17 protein-coding genes and 1 pseudogene are annotated in these 18,270 nt (G+C 71.2%); 7 read left to right on the top strand and 11 right to left on the bottom strand.

The genetic code is table 11. The features are described from left to right. Positions 1 to 234: 234 nt before the first annotated feature. Complete coding sequence (locus ACWC1K_RS08070; protein WP_450829828.1) at positions 235 to 1,251, bottom strand: zinc-binding alcohol dehydrogenase family protein; 1,017 nt, start codon at positions 1,249 to 1,251, stop codon at positions 235 to 237. Between the two features lie 162 nt (positions 1,252 to 1,413). On the opposite strand from ACWC1K_RS08070, the gene ACWC1K_RS08065 reads away from it, so the two are divergent. Beyond that, the gene (locus ACWC1K_RS08065; RefSeq protein ID WP_450829423.1) at positions 1,414 to 2,208 is read left to right on the top strand and encodes a VOC family protein; all 795 of its coding nucleotides are present in this window, start codon (positions 1,414 to 1,416) and stop codon (positions 2,206 to 2,208) included. A 54-nt stretch (positions 2,209 to 2,262) separates the two neighbouring features. Beyond that, entirely contained in the window at positions 2,263 to 2,961 is a 699-nt protein-coding gene (locus tag ACWC1K_RS08060) for a ribonuclease H family protein (RefSeq protein WP_450829421.1), read from the top strand. A gap of 41 nt (positions 2,962 to 3,002) precedes the next feature. Here the strand turns inward: ACWC1K_RS08060 and ACWC1K_RS08055 are convergent, their stop codons facing one another. The 3 genes from ACWC1K_RS08055 to melC1 all read right to left on the bottom strand — a co-directional run bounded on the left by ACWC1K_RS08055 (position 3,003) and on the right by melC1 (position 4,771). After that, positions 3,003 to 3,455: an SRPBCC family protein gene (locus tag ACWC1K_RS08055; RefSeq protein WP_344398215.1), complete on the bottom strand. Its 453-nt coding sequence runs from the start codon at positions 3,453 to 3,455 to the stop codon at positions 3,003 to 3,005. Between the two features lie 85 nt (positions 3,456 to 3,540). Continuing rightward, positions 3,541 to 4,365: a tyrosinase MelC2 gene (gene melC2 / locus ACWC1K_RS08050; RefSeq protein WP_450829419.1), complete on the bottom strand. Its 825-nt coding sequence runs from the start codon at positions 4,363 to 4,365 to the stop codon at positions 3,541 to 3,543. Between the two features lie 34 nt (positions 4,366 to 4,399). Then, a complete protein-coding gene (gene melC1 / locus ACWC1K_RS08045) occupies positions 4,400 to 4,771 on the bottom strand; it encodes an apotyrosinase chaperone MelC1 (protein WP_450829417.1) in 372 nt (123 codons plus the stop codon). 393 nt (positions 4,772 to 5,164) lie between these two features. Here melC1 and ACWC1K_RS08040 point away from each other — a divergent pair, with 393 nt between their 5' ends. Both ACWC1K_RS08040 and ACWC1K_RS08035 read left to right on the top strand, forming a co-directional pair. After that, positions 5,165 to 6,604 carry an MDR family MFS transporter gene (locus ACWC1K_RS08040; protein WP_450829416.1) on the top strand — a complete coding sequence of 480 codons (1,440 nt, stop codon included), beginning with the start codon at positions 5,165 to 5,167 and terminating at the stop codon, positions 6,602 to 6,604. Then, positions 6,601 to 7,206, top strand: a complete 606-nt coding sequence (locus ACWC1K_RS08035; RefSeq protein WP_450829415.1) for a TetR/AcrR family transcriptional regulator — start codon at positions 6,601 to 6,603, stop codon at positions 7,204 to 7,206. Before ACWC1K_RS08040 ends, ACWC1K_RS08035 begins: the two co-directional genes overlap by 4 nt. Positions 7,207 to 7,278: 72 nt before the next feature. Here ACWC1K_RS08035 and ACWC1K_RS08030 read toward each other — a convergent pair whose 3' ends face one another. Further along, positions 7,279 to 8,958: a cholesterol oxidase substrate-binding domain-containing protein gene (locus ACWC1K_RS08030; protein WP_450829413.1), complete on the bottom strand. Its 1,680-nt coding sequence runs from the start codon at positions 8,956 to 8,958 to the stop codon at positions 7,279 to 7,281. Positions 8,959 to 9,148: 190 nt separating this feature from the next. Here ACWC1K_RS08030 and ACWC1K_RS08025 point away from each other — a divergent pair, with 190 nt between their 5' ends. Next, positions 9,149 to 10,132 (top strand): aldo/keto reductase, encoded by a 984-nt coding sequence (locus tag ACWC1K_RS08025; RefSeq protein WP_351482255.1) that lies wholly within the window; start codon positions 9,149 to 9,151, stop codon positions 10,130 to 10,132. Positions 10,133 to 10,147: 15 nt separating this feature from the next. On the opposite strand, the gene ACWC1K_RS08020 is transcribed toward ACWC1K_RS08025, so the two are convergent. Further along, positions 10,148 to 10,492, bottom strand: coding sequence for a hypothetical protein (locus tag ACWC1K_RS08020; RefSeq protein ID WP_450829412.1), 345 nt, complete (start codon positions 10,490 to 10,492; stop codon positions 10,148 to 10,150). Positions 10,493 to 10,652: 160 nt separating this feature from the next. On the opposite strand from ACWC1K_RS08020, the gene ACWC1K_RS08015 reads away from it, so the two are divergent. Continuing rightward, complete coding sequence (locus ACWC1K_RS08015) at positions 10,653 to 11,150, top strand: DUF6328 family protein (RefSeq protein ID WP_450829411.1); 498 nt, start codon at positions 10,653 to 10,655, stop codon at positions 11,148 to 11,150. Here ACWC1K_RS08015 and ACWC1K_RS08010 read toward each other — a convergent pair. The 3 genes from ACWC1K_RS08010 to ACWC1K_RS08000 form a co-directional block, all read right to left on the bottom strand. Further along, a complete protein-coding gene (locus tag ACWC1K_RS08010) occupies positions 11,074 to 11,781 on the bottom strand; it encodes a DUF2238 domain-containing protein (protein WP_450829409.1) in 708 nt (235 codons plus the stop codon). The two genes, ACWC1K_RS08015 and ACWC1K_RS08010, sit on opposite strands and share 77 nt — an antisense overlap. 91 nt (positions 11,782 to 11,872) lie before the next feature. Then, the gene (locus ACWC1K_RS08005) at positions 11,873 to 12,889 is read right to left on the bottom strand and encodes a hypothetical protein (protein WP_450829407.1); all 1,017 of its coding nucleotides are present in this window, start codon (positions 12,887 to 12,889) and stop codon (positions 11,873 to 11,875) included. Between the two features lie 84 nt (positions 12,890 to 12,973). Beyond that, positions 12,974 to 13,945, bottom strand: a complete 972-nt coding sequence (locus tag ACWC1K_RS08000; RefSeq protein ID WP_450829405.1) for an LLM class F420-dependent oxidoreductase — start codon at positions 13,943 to 13,945, stop codon at positions 12,974 to 12,976. A gap of 74 nt (positions 13,946 to 14,019) precedes the next feature. Between ACWC1K_RS08000 and ACWC1K_RS07995 the strand changes: the two are divergent. Beyond that, positions 14,020 to 15,464: pseudogene (locus ACWC1K_RS07995) on the top strand (serine hydrolase domain-containing protein). Here ACWC1K_RS07995 and ACWC1K_RS07990 read toward each other — a convergent pair. Both ACWC1K_RS07990 and ACWC1K_RS07985 read right to left on the bottom strand, forming a co-directional pair. Next, positions 15,456 to 17,087 carry a serine/threonine protein kinase gene (locus ACWC1K_RS07990; RefSeq protein WP_450829404.1) on the bottom strand — a complete coding sequence of 544 codons (1,632 nt, stop codon included), beginning with the start codon at positions 17,085 to 17,087 and terminating at the stop codon, positions 15,456 to 15,458. The pseudogene ACWC1K_RS07995 and the gene ACWC1K_RS07990 overlap by 9 nt on opposite strands. Before the next feature lie 103 nt (positions 17,088 to 17,190). Beyond that, a complete protein-coding gene (locus ACWC1K_RS07985; protein ID WP_450829826.1) occupies positions 17,191 to 18,150 on the bottom strand; it encodes a threonine/serine dehydratase in 960 nt (319 codons plus the stop codon). Positions 18,151 to 18,270 lie beyond the last annotated feature (120 nt).

Genomic DNA, 18,270 nt, shown 5'->3' with positions numbered 1-18,270 from the left:
TTGGGGACGTACCTGGCGACGTACAGGAGTGAGCGGAGTGGTCGGAGATGAAGGCGACGCCGCGATGGATGACAGCCCGGCGTCGCATGTACAAGGCAAACAGCCCCGCGGATGCCCCGGTACGGCGCGAAGGGGGCGGTTTCGCCTCGTGGTAACGCAAACCCGGCGAACGAGGCAGTGTGCTGGAGCCTCCGCACTCCCGCGCCCCCAGCCCCACCCCGTGCGCCCCCGCCGTCACACCTCTCGCCAGAGGTCGTTCACCAGCACGGCCGCCCCGTCGAAGCGCCCGGCCTTGAGGTCCCGCAGTGCCTCGTCGGCTCGCGTCAGGGGATAGGTGTGGGTGGTGGCGTGGACGCCGTGCCGGGCGGCCAGCGCAAGGAACTCGCGTGCGTCCTCGCGAGTGTTGGAGGTGACGCTGCGCAGCTGTTTCTCGTAGAACAGGTCGCTCTCGTAGTGCAGGGGCGGTGTGTCGCTGAGGTGGATGCCGGCGATCGAGAGGGTGCCGCCGCGGTCGAGGGCCCGCAGCGCGACCGGCACGAGGTCGCCGACCGGCGCGAACAGGATCGCGCTGTCCAGCGGCTCGGGCGGCGTGGCGTACGCGTCCTGCGCGGAGGCGGCGCCCAGGCCGAGCGCGAGCTGCCGCGCCGCCGCCCCGCGGGTCATGACGTGCACGGTGGCGCCCTCGGCCAGCGCCAGCTGCGCACACAGGTGGGCGCTTCCCCCGAAACCGTACAGACCGAGCCGTCCGCCCGGTGGCAGCGCGGCCCGTCGCAGCGCGCGGTAGCCGATGATCCCGGCGCACAGCAGCGGCGCGAGCGCCACGTCGTCGACGGCATCCGGCAGGCGGTGGGCGAACGCGGCAGGCACGGTCGTGTACTCGGCGTAGCCGCCGTCCGCGTCCCAGCCCGTGTACCGCGAGGACGGGCACAGGTTCTCGGCCCCGCGCGAGCAGTACCCGCAGGTGCCGTCCGTGCGCCGCAGCCACGCCACCCCCACCCGGTCCCCGGTCGCGAAGCCGGACACCCCCGCCCCGGCCCCGGCCACCACGCCGACGACCTCGTGCCCGGGTGTCACGCCCGCCCGGTGCACCGGCAGATCCCCCTCGGTGACGTGCAGGTCGGTGCGGCACACCCCGCAGGCGCGCACGCGCACGAGGAGTTCGTCGTCGCCCGCCACCGGTACCGGCTTCTGCACAAGCCGCAGCCCGTTCTCCTCGACGGGCCCCGGTGTCACCACCGACCACGCGCGCATCGTCCCGTCCGCCATTCCGCACCCCGTCCGCCGCGTCGAAAGTGTGCCGAGGGCCTGCCCGTCCAGTCTGAAACGGACCCGGGCATTCGGCGCGCGCTTCACCGCATGCATGGCTAGCGTGAGGAAACGGACCATCCGCCGATTCGGGAAAGGGTCGCAGCCATGGCCGTACAACCTGAGGGAACCCCCTGTTGGGCCGACGCGATGTTCGGCGACGTCGAGGGAGCGAAGAACTTCTACGGCGACGTCCTCGGCTGGACCTTCGGCGAGGCGTCGTCGGAGTACGGCAACTACACCCAGGCCTATGCGGACGGCAAGGCGGTCGCCGCCGTCGTCCCGCCGATGCCGGGCCAGGACGCCCCGTCGCAGTGGTGCCTCTACTTCGCCTCACCGGACGCCGCCGCCACCGCCGCCAAAATCAGGGAGAACGGCGGCGAGGTGGTGATGGAGCCCATGCAGGTCGGCGAGTTCGGCACCATGTGCATCGCCCGCGAGCCCAGCGGCGCCGTCTTCGGCGTGTGGCAGGGCGGCACCCACGAGGGCTTCGAGGCGACCGCCGAGCCGGGCGCCTACGGCTGGGCCGAGGTCTTCACCCGTGAACCCGAGAAGGCGGACGCGTTCTTCAGCGCCGTCTTCCCGTACACGGCGCAGCAGATCGTCGACGACAACGTCGACTTCCGCATGTTCAACCTCGGCGACACCACGGTCCTCGGCCGGATGAAGATGGGCGACGAGTTCCCGCCCGAGGTGCCGTCCTACATCAATCTCTACTTCGTCGTCCCGGACTGCGACGACGCGGTCGCCAAGGCCACCAAGCTGGGCGGTGTGCTGCGCTTCGGGCCGATGGACAGCCCCTACGGCCGGTTCGCGGCGATCAGCGACCCGCAGGGCGCGAACTTCTCGGTGATCGACATCACGAGGACCGAGGGAGAACTGCCGAAGACGAAGGACGTCTAGGACGGCACGAGGGCCCCTCTCGGACGATGGTCGAGGTCCCCTCCCGCCCGTGGCATGATCGAGGCCATGCGTGAACGTGTGGTGGCCGCGTGCGACGGGGCATCGAAGGGAAATCCGGGACCGGCGGGCTGGGCATGGGTGGTCTCCGACGACTCCACGACCCCGGCCCGCTGGGAGGCGGGGCCGCTGGGCACGGCAACCAACAACGTCGCCGAACTCACCGCCCTGGAACGTCTGTTGGCGGCGACCGATCCGGGTGTCCCGCTCGAGGTCCGCATGGACTCCCAGTACGCCATGAAGGCGGTCACCACCTGGCTGCCCGGCTGGAAGCGCAACGGCTGGAAGACCTCCGCCGGCAAACCGGTCGCCAACCAGGAACTGGTCGTCCGCATCGACGCACTGCTCGACGGGCGCACGGTCGAATTCCGCTACGTGCCCGCCCACCAGGTCGACGGCGACCCGCTCAACGACTTCGCCGACCGCGCCGCCAGTCAGGCCGCCAAGGTCCAGGAGCCCGCGGGCAGCGACCTCGGTTCACCGGCGCCGCCGCCCTCCCCGGACACCCCGAAGTCGAGCGCCCCGCGCCGCAAGCCGGCCGCGTCCCGGCAGGGTGCGGGCTCGTCGTCCCGCACCATCAAGGCGAAGTTCCCGGGCCGCTGCCTGTGCGGCCGTTCCTACGCGGCCGGTGAGCCCATCGCCAAGAACGGGCAGGGCTGGGGACACCCGGAGTGCCGTACGGCTCAGGCCGGTTAGGGCCGGGGCCGTACGGCGCACCGTTCAGGACCGGGCGCGGGTCAGGTGACCACGCCGCGCCACTCGCCGGTCTCCTGGCCACGCGACTCGATGAACTTCTTGAAGCGCTCCAGGTCGCCCTTGGTCTGCCGCTTCACGAAGCCCAGCTTGTCGCCGACCTGTTCGGTGATGCTGTCCGGATGGAAGTCCATCTGCAGCATGACCTTGGTGTGGTTGTCGTCGAGGCGGTGGAAGGTCACCGCCCCGGCCTGCCGGGCCTGACCCGCGACGGTCGTCCAGGCGACCCGCTCGTCCGGGATCTGCTCGGTGATCTCCGCGTCGAACTCGCGGTGCACGCCGTTGACGCTGGTCACCCAGTGCGTGAGCGTGTCGGTGCGCTGTTCGATGCGGTCCACGCCGTTCATGAACTCGGGGAACGTCTCGAACTGAGTCCACTGGTTGTAAGCGGTGTGCACCGGGACGCCGACCTCGATGGATTCCTCGACCTGCGACACGGGTGAACCCCTCCTTCGCTGTCACATCGGTTGCGTCCGGCGCGGGTACCCCTGACCTGCGGAGCAAACCGTCGGGTTGTGGCCGTCAGTCGGTGTCGAAGGTGTAGTGGGCGGTGTGGTCCAGAAGATCGGCGGGCCGTACGTCGTTCCACGGCTTCATCGTCTCGTCGAGGTCGACCACGTCCGGCGTTCCGGCCGTCGGCAGATAGCCGGAGCCGGGGTGGCGCCGCTGCCACTGGGCCCACAGCTTGTCGATGTAGGCGTGGTGGAGCCAGAACACGGGGTCGTTGGGGGAGACCCCGGTGGCCATCTGTCCGCCGACCCAGACATGGACCCGGTTGTGCAGGTTCACGCCGCGCCAGCCCTCCAGGTGGTTGCGGAAGCCGTCCGAGGCGCTGTTCCACGGCGGCATGTCGTATATCGCCGTGGACAGCACCGACTCGACCTCGGCCCGGGTCGGCAACTCCCTCACGTTCGCACCCAGTTGGCGACGCAGGAACGTACGCCCGTCGACCCGCACGTTGATCGGCCAGTTGCCGGCGGACGCGGCGAAGGGGCCGTCCATCACCTGGCCGTCACGGGCGCGCCCGCTGCCGCCGAGGAAGTCCGGTGCCCACAGCGAGGAACGCGGCGAGCGGTCGGTGCTCCAGTCCCAGTAGGGCAGCGCCACCGAGGCGTCCACCGACTGCAGTGCGCTCTCGAACTCCAGCAGGAATCTTCGGTGCCAGGGCAGGAAGGACGGTGAACGGTGGCCGGTGCGTTCGCCGGTGTCGGTGTCGCCGAGGATGAAGGCGTTGTGGGTGGTGACGAAGGCGTCGTAGCGGCCGCTGCGCTTGAGTTCGACGACGGCGGCGACGAAGCGCCGCTTCTCCTCGGCGGTCAGGCTCGCCTGGTTCTTGCGGACGGTCATGGTGCGGGTGCTCCCAAGGGGCTTGCGGGACGGGTCAGTTGGCGGGGAAGGGCAGGAGCCGGGCGCCCTGCAGCTCGTCGACGGCGGCGCGTGCGGCCGCGCGCGGCGTGGGCACCGGGGCGTAGTGGCTGACGACGCTGATCCAGGTGCCGTCGGCGTTCTGCATGACGTGCAGTTCGACCCCGTCGACGAGGACGGCGTAGCCGGTGCCGTGGTGGTGGCCGCCACCGGAGGCCGGCCCGCCCTGTATCCGGCGGCCCTTGTAGACCTCGTCGAACGGCTCGGGCGAGCCGGGGTGCTGGTGGTCCGCGGCGCTCGCGGCAGGCGCGGCGGCGGTGTGGGCGGCGGCGGCCGCGGTGAGGGCGGCCGCAGCGGTGAGCGCACGGCGTCGGGTCAGGGCCGGCATACGGGGTCTCCTGGGTTCGTTCGGTTGACGACCCGGAATGCCTATCGGCCCCACGGCGCACGGGAGAAATCCCCCGGGAGTGGTTGGCTACGATCAGGACAATTGTGTACATGTCATGCAAGATTGAACGAAGTGGATCTTGCCGAGACGGGGGCGCACCGGCCCCCGGAACGGGGAATTTCTTCCCGAGTGCCCCCTGTTCGAGGTGATCCTTCGCGGGCGCCTGCGCCGCAAGTGGCCTGTCTCACCTCGCAGAACTGACGTGATCCGTACCGGTGATCAAGGGGTGCAGGCCGGCCGTGCGCAGGATTCCTCTTGGGTGAATGGCCATTCACCCGTTATGGTGAATCGTCATTCACCTCTTGTTTCCGGTCCCCACCACTTGGAGTGCCGATGGTCCGTGACCGGCTCACGATTCCGGTGCTGGCGTTCGGCGGCATCCTCATGGCCGTCATGCAGACCGTGGTCGTACCGCTCCTGCCCGATCTGCCGCGGCTGACGGGCGCCTCCGCGGGCGCGGTCTCCTGGATGGTCACGGCGACCCTGCTGTCCGGCGCCGTGCTCACCCCCGTGCTCGGCCGGGCCGGCGACATGTACGGCAAGCGCAAGGTGCTGACGTCGGCCCTCGTCCTGATGACCGTCGGCTCGGTGATGTGCGCCCTGTCGTCCGACATCGTCGTGCTCATCGCGGCCCGCGCCCTGCAGGGCGCCGCCGCCTCCGTGGTGCCGTTGTCGATCAGCATCCTGCGCGACGAGCTGCCGCCGGAGCGCCGGGGCTCCGCGGTGGCGCTGATGAGCTCCACCGTGGGCATCGGCGCCGCCCTGGGCCTGCCACTCGCCGCGCTGGTCGTGCAGTACGCCGACTGGCACACCATGTTCTGGCTGACCAGCGCCCTCGGCGCGCTCGGCGTGACGGCGGTGTGGTGGGCGGTCAAGGAATCGCCCGTACGGCAGCCCGGCCGCTTCGACATACCGGGCACGCTGGGTCTGGCCGCAGGGCTGGTGTGTCTGCTGCTGGGCGTCTCGCAGGGCGGGCAGTGGGGGTGGGGCAGCGCGCGCATCGTCGGCCTCTTCCTCGGAGCCGTCGTCGTACTGGCCCTGTGGTGGTGGCAGCAGTTGCGCACCGAACGCCCGCTGGTCGACCTGCGGCTGGTCTCCAGGCCGCGCGTGGGCCTGTCGCATGTGGCGGCGCTGCTCACCGGGTTCGCCTTCTACGCCAACTCCCTGGTGACCGCCCAGCTCGTGCAGGCGCCCGAGGCCACCGGGTACGGGCTCGGGCTGTCGATCGTGCAGACCGGCCTGTGTCTGCTGCCCGGCGGTGTCACCATGCTGCTGTTCTCACCCCTCTCGGCCCGCATCTCCGCGGCCCGCGGCCCCCGCATCACCCTCGCCCTCGGGGCCGCCGTCATCGCCTGCGGCTATGCGGCGCGCATCGCCGACAGCCGCGACCTCTGGATGATCATCCTGGGGGCGACGGTCGTGTCCACCGGCACCACCCTCGCCTACTCTGCCCTGCCCACCCTGATCCTGCGTGCCGTCCCCGCCGAGCAGACGGCCTCCGCCAACGGCGTCAACGTCCTGATGCGCACCATCGGCCAGGCCGTCTCCAGCGCCGCCGTCGCCGCCGTGCTGGTCCATCACACCAGCCTGGTCGGCCGAGCTCCCGTGCCCACCCTGCACGGCTATCTGCTCGCCTTCGGCATGGCCGGCGCGGTCGCCCTGGCGGCCAGTGCCGCGGCGCTGACCATCCCCGGTGACGCGACGACGGGCGCGACACCCCGAGCCGGCGGGCGGACCCGGGATCCCCACGACGAGGCGCTGGAGGGAGCATGAGAGCCGTGAGCACTCCCCCCACCACCTCCGCGCCCGCCCGGCGGGACGCCGAGGCGACCAAGGCGGCCATCCTCAAGGCGGCCCGCCATCTGCTGGCCCGGCACGCCCACGCCGACATCACGCTCAAGGCGGTCGCCGAACGGGCCGGTGTCAGCCCGCCGCTGATCCTGAAGTACTTCGGCAACAAGGACACCCTCTTCGCCCGCGTCATGTCCTTCGAGACCGACGCCGACGCCCTGCTGGACGCGCCGCTGGACGAACTCGGCCGGCACATGGTGCGTCATGTGCTGGTCAGCCAGTCGCAGCAGGGTGCCGACCCGCTCCTGCGGATCGTCTTCGCGCCCCTGCACGGCGCACAGGGCGACATCCTGCGCACCAACTTCCGCACCCAGGTCACCGACCGACTGACCGAACGCCTCGACGGCCCCGAAGCGGGCCTGCGCGCCGAGCTGGCCGTCGCGAACCTGCTGGGCCTGGGGGTGATGTACGGCATCGCGCGCGGTGCTCATGTGCGGGGCGCCGCGCTGGAGGAGACCGTGGCCCGCTACGCACCCGCGGTGCAGGCGCACCTCACACCGGGCGGAGCAACCCCGCGGCCGTAGCGACGAACCGCTCGGGGTCGTCGGCCCACGGGACATGACCGGCCCCCGGCCGCACCACGAGAACGGCACCGCTCACTTCAGCAACCGGTCCAGGAACCCGTTGCCGAGGACGCGGTGCGGGTCGAGGCGGTCCAGGGTGCCGGCCGCCTGCCCCCAAGCCGCCTCGCCCAGTGACGCGGGCACCTTCGTGGACAGCACCTCCCCGTCGCTCCAGGCGGCCTCGTCCGTGTAGGCCCAGCCCTTGGACCACTCGACCCGGGTGAGCGCGTGCTCCCCGTCGAACGTGCGCAGCAGGAACTGTTCCAGCTCGCGCAGGAAGGCCTCCGCGTACGGGGTGCCCGGCAGGGTGAGGACGTCCAGCCACACCGCGGTGTCCCACTCCGGGTGCGTGTCGCTCTGTCGCAGCGCCGACAGCAACGGGGCGCGGGCGCCGTCCAGTTCGGCATCGGCCGGGTCGTCGAGGCCGGTCACCCGGATCTCCACCGAACCGTTCACCGGGAAACGGCCCAGCGCCGCGTACGCGGCGAGCCGCTCCCGGTAGAAGGACGTGAACTCGGCGACCACGCGCTGTACTTGGGCCCGTGCGGTGAGCACGGCGTAGCCGTTCGCGGTCACCCGCAGCGTCGTCGGCCTGATGTAGAGCAGAGTGTTCTTCGACGGCCCCCAGATGTCGGCGGACAGCGTCGCCACCAGACCGAGCGAGGCCACGTCGTACTGCGCGTTGCCCAGCACCGGAGCCAGATACCAGGCCGCGTCCGAGGTCATCCGCCCGACCAGGTCCGCCACCACGGTCGGGACGTTGTCGGAGAACGGGTAGTTGTACGGCGATGTCACATGCCGCGAGGTGAGCGGCCGCGTCGGCGCCACGCTCCACACCTTGAACCAGGGGAACTCGGTGAAGGCGAACCAGATCGCCTCCACCCGCCCCGACGTGTCGAGGTAACTCGCGAGGGTGCGCCCCTCGGCGCCGGGCGCCGCGAAGAGTTCCGCGGCCGGGATGTCCGTACGGCTCACACACCGCAGATCGACATTCGCGCCGACCCGCAGCACGACCTCCGTCACCAGCGCGCGGCCCAGGTGGGTGAGCAGCGCGGCACAGTCCGCCTCGCCGCGCCCGTACGTGCGCGGTACATACGCACCGGAGCCCTCGTCCCACACGATCGCCGTCAGCGACAGCACCAGATTGCTGAGCGAGCCGTATGTGTGCCCGGGCAGCCGCTGCTCGCCTCGCGCCGGTACGGCGGTGCCGTGCGCGTCGACGGCGAGCGCGCCGCCCAGGGTGAGATCACCGGGAGCGGGCGCGGCGGCGACCCCCAGGCCGTGCTCCTCCAGGTAGGTGAGCAGGGCCTCCATCGTGACGCCGGTGCCGGCGCGCACCGCGGTCGCCGACTCCAGGGCGAGGCCGGTGAGATGACGGGCGGTGTCCACAAGGAGCACAGGTGCGTCCGACCCGGTGCCCTCGGTGATCGTCAGCGGCGACCAGCCGTGCGCGGAACCCCGGGCACGCACCCTCCAGCCGTGCCGCCAGGCCCAGTTGACGACCTCGGCCACCTGATCCGCGGCGGCCGGAGCACAGGCCCACAGCCCGTCCGCGGTGATCTCGCCGACCCAGTTGCGGTACGCCGAGCGGTACAGGGCGACATCCGCCGGGAAGTCCGGCAGCTCCTGCGCGGCGACCGCCGGATCGGCCGCGATCAGCACGGGGGCGGCGGCCAGCGCGGCCGCGCCGGCAAGGAAGCCGCGACGGCTCAACGACGAGTTCTCCGACGACCGGGACGATAAGTTGCTCGCTGAACAATCAGTCACGGCTTCACGCTAGGGGCCCGTTGACACGTACAGGATTCCTGTCCAATACCATCACTCGTCCGAGTGAATGTTTCACAGGTGGCGCTCCGGAGCGGTCGGTTCCGTGCACAGGCGTGACGGATGACAGACTGCCCCCATGGAAGAGCGCACATTCGGTAGGTCGGGTCAGCACGCATCCGTCGTCGGTCTGGGCACATGGCAGCTGGGAGCCGACTGGGGAGACGTCGACGACAAGGAAGCCCTGGCGGTGCTGGAGGCGGCGGCCGAGTCGGGGGTGACCTTCTTCGACACCGCCGACGTGTACGGCGACGGGCGCAGCGAGCAGACCATCGCCGCGTTCCTCAGCGGCAGGCCGGACCTGCATGTGCTGGTCGCCACGAAGATGGGCCGCCGCGTCGAGCAGATCCCCGAGAACTACGTCCTCGACAACTTCCGCGCCTGGAACGACCGTTCACGGCGCAACCTCGGCGTCGACCGCATCGACCTCGTACAGCTGCACTGCCCGCCCACGCCCGTGTACTCCACGGACGAGGTGTTCGACGCCCTGGACACCCTGGTCGAGGAGGAGCGCATCGCGGCCTACGGGGTCAGCGTGGAGACCTGCGCCGAGGCGCTGACCGCGATCGCCCGGCCGAACGTGGCGAGCGTCCAGATCATCCTCAACGCCTTCCGCATGAAGCCGCTGCGCGAGGTCCTGCCGGCCGCGCAGGAGGCCGGCGTCGGCATCATCGCCCGTGTCCCCCTCGCCTCCGGTCTGCTGTCGGGCAAGTACACCAAGGACACCGTCTTCCCCGCCAACGACCACCGCACCTACAACCGGCACGGCGAGTCCTTCGACGTCGGCGAGACCTTCTCCGGCGTCGACTACACGACGGGCGTCGAGGCGGCCGCCGAGTTCTCCGCGCTCGCGCCCGAGGGGTACACCCCGGCCCAGCTCGCGCTGCGCTGGATCGTGCAGCAGCCCGGCGTGACCACCGTGATTCCCGGCGCCCGCTCACCCGAGCAGGCCCGCGCCAACGCGGCCGCCGCCAAGCTCCCGCCGCTCACGGACGAGACACTCACCGCGATCCGCGACCTCTACGACCGCCGGATCAAGGACCAGGTGGAAGCCCGCTGGTAGACCCGGGCGGCCGGCTCACGGTTCCAGGAGCAGCTGCCATTCCTGCTCCTGGTCGCCGGAGACCGAGCCCTGGTCCTGGGCCGTGAAGGCGTGGGTGAGCGTCTCGCGCGCCCGCGCCACCGCCACGGGGGAGCCCTGCACGGTCAGCGTGACCGCCCCGGACAGATGGCCGACGGGAGCGGTCTCGGCCGGCCGGCCCGCCGGATCGTGCTCGAACCTCGCCGTGTGGACGGTGACCTCGTCGTCGGCGGGAAGCTCCTCCTTCGGCATCCCGAAGGCGGGCTCCAGGACCCGCACGACCGCGCGTGCGTCCGCGGCGGTGCCGCCGCTGACGGTGACCGTGAGCTCGCTGCCGGACATGGTCGTCGGACTCCTAGGGTGGTCGTCGTGCGCCATGCGCTCCGTGTAACCCCCTGTTGATCGCCCAAACCGGGTCCGATTGCGCACGGCCCGGTCAATCCCGCGCGAACAGGGAACCCGGGTCAGGTAGACATCCGGGGCGATCGAGCCGGGAGGAACCTTGCCGGCCACAAACAGCAGAGCAGACCTGAACGAGTGGGGGCGGCACGAGACCGAGGAGGAGAGGGCCGACCGGAAGTGGGGCGAGCTGATCCAGGAGGTCAGGGTCGCCCAGACCGGGGTGCAGATCCTGTTCGGTTTCCTGCTCACCGTGGTGTTCCAGCAGAAGTACGACTCGCTGGAGGACACCGACAAGACCATCTACATCGTGACCGTGGTGCTGGGCGCCGCCGCGACCGGAGCGCTGATCGGGCCCGTTTCCCTGCACCGCCTGGTCTCCGGGCGGCGGGTCAAGCCGCAGGCCGTCGAATGGGCCTCCCGGATGACCTTCGTCGGCCTGGCGCTCCTGCTCGCCACCATGACCTCCTCCCTGCTGCTGATCCTGCGGGTCGCCACCCACAACGGGGCCGTGCCCTGGATCGTCACGGGAGTGGTCGCGTGGTACGTGCTGTGCTGGTACGGGGTGCCGCTGTGGACCCGCCACCGCCATACGGAGTGACACCCAGAGCGTCGAGCTGCCGGTCGTGCAGGCGGGACAGCACCAGCACCGAGACCGTGGCGCCGATCAGCGCGCAGAACATGTCCCACTGCGTGTCCCACACGTCGCCCTGCGTGGCCAGGAAGGCGTCCGCGGAATGCCCGCCGGTCACCGCGGCCAGCCACTCCAGCATCTCGAAGACGGCACTGAAGGCGAGGCACGCGCACACGGTCAGCGGCGCCAGCCAGCGGCTGCCGCGCAGCGGCGAGGTACGGCTGAGCAACTCCCGTACCAGAACGGCCGGTACGAAGCCCTGCATCAGGTGGCCGAAACGGTCGTACGGGTTGCGGGACAGGCCGAAGGTGTCCCGCACCCAGTCGCCCAGCGGTACCTGCGCGTAGGTGTAGTGGCCGCCCACCGCCAGGACCAGCGCATGGGCGGCCAGCAGGCAGCACAGCAGGTTCGTCAGCGGGAAGCGACGCCAGGTCAGCACCACCAGCGGCAGCCCGGCCAGCACCCACACCGTCTCCAGGAACCAGGTGGTGCGATCGCGCGCACCCCAGGCCGAGGCGGCCAGGCCCAGTGCCACGGCGACGGCCAGCAGGGCGGGCAGCCGCCGTCGCGGGACGGCGGAGTGCAGGACAGCAGTCATGGGGGCTCCTCCTCGTGGAAGCCCCCATGCTGGCCGAGGGGGTGGGCGAGGGCATGAGTACGGCTACTCAGCCCCGCCCGGGCCGTGTTCCTCAGCCCTTGTCGCCGCGCAGCGCGCTCAGGCACATCACGATGGCCTGCTGGAGCTCCTCCAGACGCTGGACCATGTCGTCCTCGACGAAGTCCTGCACATCGTCGAAGGTCAGCTCCTCGAACGCCTTCGTCGCCTTCTGCAGACTGCTGTAGAACTTCGTCCGCCGCTCCTGCACGCGCAGTTCGGGATCGGCCTCCACGGCCTCGGCGACGAGCGACTTCATCGTGTCGTAGGCCTCGCTGGCCCACTCGCCGGTGTCCTCGTCGCCCTCGAGCTCGTCGATGAGCGACAGGTGTCGCTCGGCCTCCTGGCGCAGGTCGACCGGCGCGTCGATGGTCTGCCCCGCCGGGGTCTTGACCTGCCCCGACTCGGCGATCTGCCGCACGTAGCCGATCCGGTCGGCGGCTCGGCTCTCGGTGGCGACGGCCTTCTTCAGGTCGTCGGTGCGGACGACGTCCCGCGCCAACTCGGCCTGCAGTTCCGGGTCCTCGCGGACCCGGTCGAGGAGCGCCTGGCGGGCCGCCCGGGCGGTGGAGGGGTCGGCGAGGATCGCGGCGCGCAGGGCGGTGGGGTTCTCGGCGACCTCCAGCGCCTTCGTCGGCCGGATGCCCTCCGCCTCGGCGGCCTCCGCGATGGCGGTGCCGCGCTCGGAGGTCGCGCTGTTGCGGGACACGTAGTAGCTCAGCCACACGTCCGCGTCCGGCAGCTCCACCTCCTGGCCCGGCGCCAGCGCCTCGAAGTGCGGAACCATGCCGTCGTCGGCGGCCCGGTCCCAGGCCTTGTAGTAGCGCATGACGCGCTCCGGGGAGCACCCGGCCAGCTCCGCGAACTCCTTCGCGGACACCTTCGGCGTCTCCTGTGCGCCCTGCCCGCCGGGCCGTACGCTGCGTGCCACCATCAGGCCGAAGGCCCACCCTCCGGTCCGCGCGTACACGCCGAACTCGCGTGCGTCCCGCGCGACGAGGTCGGACAGCGGGGCGGGGGACGACTCGGACGGGACGATCGCTAGGGTCACGGACGACTCTCCTGTGCAAAGCTGGTCGGACTGCAAAAGTGCAGACCGGCAGCCTATCCGGACCCGTCCGCCGGACTTTCGCGATCAGCCGAAGGCGTCCCGCAGCGCCGGCAGCAGTGTCTTCTCCGCCCAGTCCAGATACGCCGGCTGGGACTCGCCGCCGATCTGCACCAGTGCGACCTCCCCGAAGCCGGCCTCGGCGTACGGGCGTACGGCCTCCACGAAGTCGTCCGGGTTGTCGCCGCACGGGATCGACGAGGCGACGTCGTCATGGGTGACGAACTGCGTCGCCGACTCGAAGGCATCCGGGTGCGGCAACTCGGAGTTGACCTTCCAGCCGTTGCCGAACCAGCGGAACTGCGCGTGCGCGCGCTTCACCGCCGTGTCCCGGTCGGGGTCGTAGCACACGGGCAGCTGGCCCACGCGCGGCTTGCCCGCACCGCCGTGCTCGTCGAACGCGGTCAGCAGGCCCGCCTTGGGCTCGGTGGCGATGACCAGGTCGGCGAGCCTGCCCGCGAGGGCACAGGACTGCTCACCGGAGACGGCGATGCCGATGGGTGGCGCTTCGTCCGGCAGGTCCCACAGCCGGGCCGACTCCACGTCGAAGTGCGTGCCGCGGTGGTTGACATGGCCGCCCTTGAAGAGCGCCCGGATGATCTCCACCGCCTCCTCCAGCATCTCGTGGCGCACGTCGACGGACGGCCAACCGCCGCCCACCACATGCTCGTTGAGGTTCTCCCCGGAGCCGAGTCCCAGCCGGAAGCGGCCCTCGGACAGCAACTGCATCGTCGCCGCCTTCTGCGCCACCACCGCCGGGTGGTAGCGGACGGTCGGACAGGTCACGTAAGTCATGAGCGGAATGCTGGAGGTCGCCTGGGCCGCCGCGCCCAGCACGCTCCACGCATACGGCGAGTGACCCTGCGAGCGGAGCCAGGGGAAGTAGTGGTCCGAGGTCACGGAGAAGTCGTAACCGGCGCCCTCGGCCCGCACCAGATGGTCGACGAGGTCACGGGGGCCGGCCTGCTCGGTCATCATCGTGTATCCGATTTGCACCATAGCCGCCGAGTCCCCTGTACAGGCGGCGGAAAACAGCCCTCGATCGAGCGCCGGTCAGCGGGGAGGATGCCCTCATGAGCGCCCGCCCGCTGCCCGTCGGCAGCCCCGCCGCCCAAGGCGTCGACGCCACCGCGTCCATGCCTTCCTCGACGCCGTCGAAGCCGCTCCGGACATCGAGCCGCACAGCCTGATGATCATGAGGCACGGCCGGCTCGTGGCCTCCGGCTGGTGGGCGCCGTACACCTGTGAACGACCGCACCTGCTGTACTCCCTCAGCAAGAGCTTCACCGCGACGGCCGCCGGGATCGCCGCCGGTGAGGGGCTGCTGCGCTTCGACGACCCGGTGATCTCGTACTTTCCCGAGTTCGACGCCGACATCACCGACCCGCGCAGCCGCGCGATGCTGGTACGGCACGTGGCGTCCATGGCCAGCGGGCACGAGGCCGAGACCCTCGACCGGGCGCTCGCCACCGACCGCGCGGACCTGGTGCGCGGCTTCCTGCTGCTGCCGCCCGAGCGGGAACCGGGGACCGTCTTCGCCTACAACCAGCCCACCACCTACACCCTCGCCGCGATCGTGCAGCGCGTCACGGGTCAGTCGCTGACCGAGTACCTGCGCCCGCGGGTGCTGGACCCGCTCGGGGTGGGCGAGACGGCCTGGCTGCGCGACCGGGCCGGCCGCGAACTGGGCTTCAGCGGGCTGCACGCCACCACCGACGCGATCGCAAGGCTCGGTCGGCTGTATCTGCAGGACGGGGTGTGGGAGGGCCGGCGCCTGCTGCCCGCGGGATGGGTGGCCGAGGCCACGCGCCCGCACATCGGCAACGGCGACGGTACGGCTGCGGGTGCGCTGTCGGACTGGCAGCAGGGCTACGGCTTCCAGTTCTGGACCTCCCGGCACGGCTACCGCGGTGACGGTGCGTACGGGCAGTTCTGCCTGGTGCTGCCCGAGCACGACGCCGTGATCGCGACGACGGCGGCGACCGAGCAGATGCAGCAGGTGCTCGACCTTGTCTGGCAGCACCTTCTGCCGGCCTTCGGCCCCGAACCGCTGCCCGGCCGCGAGCACGAGGACACGGCCCTGCGGGAGCGGCTGACGCGGCTCGCGCTGCCCCCGGCCGAGGGAAAGCCCGCACCGCCGGAGCGGGCGCAGGACTGGGCGGGCGCCGAGTTCACGCCGTACGGCGGCGTCTGCGCGGACCAGCCGAAGCTGACCGCGGCCGGGGTGAGAAGGGGCGCGGACGGCTGGGCACTGCGCCTGACCGAGGACGGGCACGAACTCGGCCTGCGGGTGGGGGAGGACGGCTGGACGGTCACCGACGATCCGCTGCCGACCGCGGTGAGCGGGGGATGGACCGACGCGGACACCCTCGCCGTGGACGTCGTGTTCCTGGAGACACCGCACCGGCTGACCGTGACGTGTTCGCTGCCGGAGCGCACCTTCACAGCGCGATGGCACACCACTCCGCTGCACAGCCCCCCGCTGCGCGCCCTGCGCGCGCCCCGGACCTCAGCCTGACGTCACCCGGAAGGTCCGCAGGAAGGTGTCCAGCGCCTGCCGGTTGGCGGCGTCGTTCCAGTCGGCGGCCGGAGTCGTCCAGCGCAGTGAGAACCCGCGGCCGCCGCCGAGCAGGAAACCGCGCCCGAAGGTGCGCACCCGCGTGCCGCCGGCCTCGGAGAGCCATTCCATGTCGGCGGCCTTGTGGCCCTGGTACGTCGTGGCCTTGATCTCACCGATCCGCTGGAAACCGTCGTCCTTCTCCAGCTGCGGCTCGACGTCGTCGCGCCAGACGGCCACCGGGTCGGGGCCCACGACGGTGCTGTAGGTGACCGCGAGGGTGCGGGGATCGCCGTCCGCGCCGAAGGTCACGCGGGTCGAAAGGTCGCCCACGCGCGAGGTGTGCACGCGTTTCCAGTCCTTGGGGAGGGCGACGGAGAAGCCTTCGGGCGCGGTGTAGCGGTGGAAGCCCGGCGGCAGCGCGCCGGCCGACGGGGAGGACGAGGGCGAGGGCGCGGAAGCCGTCCGCGATGCCGTGGGGCTGGGTGACGCGGACGGGCTGGAGCTCTTGCCCTCGGTGCGGCTCTCCGTCGGCGTGGCGGACGCGGTGGCGGACACCGACGGCTGCGGCGCGGTGTCGGTCGCGGATGTGCCGGTGCCCGGCAGGTGATCGGTGGCGGCCAGCACGGCGGCCGTCACGGTCAGCACGGCGAGCGCGGTGCCGATGGCCATGGTGCGTCTGCTCCAGCCGGGGGCGGCATGGCAGGCGGCGGTGTACATCCCGCGCAACCGGGGCCGTGCCACGGTGGCCGAGAGCGTGTCGGGGTCCTCGGTCAGGACGCGGGTGAGGGCCTCGCGGACCACCGAACGGGTCAGCCGTTCCCTGGAGTTCTTGCGGAGCAGCCCCTGCACGGTGGGGGTGAGGGGCCCGGCGTGCACCGGGGTGCGCAGCGGAAGTCGGTCCACGCCCTTCAAGGTGGCCTCGGGCCGGTCCCGGTCCCGGAACGGAGGGCGTCCCTCGACCATCGTGTAGAGGATCGCGCCCAGCGCCCACAGGTCGGCCGCCGGCCCGATGCGCTCGTCACGGGCCTGCTCGGGGGAGGCGTACGACGGCGCGGAGAGCCTCGGTGCCAGGGTCGCGCCGGCCAGGCCGAAGCCGGTGACCACGATGCCACCCCGCTCGTGCACATAGACCTGACCGGGGCTGAGTTCGCCGTGGGTGATGCCCTCGCCGTGCGCCGCCTCCAGCACATCGAGCAGCTCCAGCCCGATGCGTGCCGCCCGCACATAGTTGAACGTGCCCTGCTGGGCGACGAGTTCGCTCAGGGGTGTCCCGTCGATCCACTCGGTCACGGTCCACAGCGTGCCGTCCTGCTCAACGGCGTCGACGACCGTCGCGACCGCGCCGGGACACATCAGCCCCATGGTCTCGGACATGCGGATGACACGGGCGGTCGCCCGGGGGGCGGCCTCTGAGTCCGGGTCGTCCGGGAGGGCGATCTGGGTGAGGAGATAGGCGCGTCCGACATTGACGTCCTTGCCGTACCAGCAGATGCGGTTCGTCTCCTGGTGGACGACATCGACGAGCCGGTACCTTCCGGCGACCAACTCGTGCGTGAAGACATGCGCCTTGACCATGGCCATCCCTCGTCGTACCCCTGGTTCTCACCTTTCACAGAGGTACGGGGAGCGCGACGGGGTGTGTTCAAAGGATCCACAAATCATCGGCGCCCAAGGGGCCGGAAACTCAGCGCAGCCCGAAGCCTTTCGCCCACCCCATGACATCGCCGGTCGTCGCGTTTCCCCCGCACACGACCAGTCCGAGCCGTGCGTCCTCACCGGCCCGCTCCAGGACCTGACGGGCCGCGGGCAGCAGACAGCCCGCCGCGGGTTCGGCCCACACCTTGGCGTGGTCGGCGAGGTCGAGCGTGCCCCGCACCGCCTCCCGGTCCGGCACCACGAGCACCTCGTGGACCAGCGCGGACACATGGTCGTAGGTCAGCTGCGAGACGGACGGTGCGCTGAGCGTGCTCACGATCGACGACAGGGCGACAGGCACCGGCCCGCCCGCCGTCAGCGCCTGCGACATGGCCTGCGCACCCTCGGTCTCCACACCCCAGATCCGCACGTCCGGCCGCTGGTCCCGCAGCGCTGCCGCGACGCCGGAGATCAGTCCACCGCCCCCGATGCTGACGAGCACGTCGGTGACCTCACCCGCGTCGGCGGCGAACTCCAGCCCGACGGTGCCCTGTCCGGCGACGACCACCGGATCGTCGAAGGGATGGACCAGCGTCAGCCCCTCCTCCTGCAGCCGTTCCATCAGCGCGAACGCCTCACCCATGGTGTCCGTCAGCCGCACCGACGCTCCCGCGGACTCGGCGATCTCGATCGCGCGGGCGGGTGCCGAGCGCGGCATGACCACCGTGGCCTTCACATCGAGGGCGGCGGCCATGACCGCGAGGGCGATCCCGTGGTTGCCGCCGCTGACCGCCACGACTCCGGCGGCCCGCTCGCCGGCACTCAGCGACAGCAGCTTCGCCGTCGCGCCGCGCGCTTTGAACGAACCGGTGCGCTGCAGCAGTTCCAGTTTGACGGTGACCGGGGCTCCGAGCAGCGCGGCCAGTCCTGGGCTCGGCAGCGTCGGCGTACGCACGACGTGCCCGGCGATGCGCTCGGCCGCGGCTTCGACCTCGGAGATCCCGATCAAGACAGTCACCTCTCCCGGCACGGGGGAGACGAGGGCCCGCACCGTCTCGCACCCTGCCGTCGGAGAGGGCGTGGGTCAAACGCTTTGGCCGCTCGTGGCCGGCGAAGGGCGACGGCGCCC

Source organism: Streptomyces sp. NPDC001492 (genome assembly GCF_053597275.1).
The sequence above is the reverse complement of the archived record's forward strand: the minus strand, read 5'-3'. Positions and strand labels throughout refer to the sequence as shown.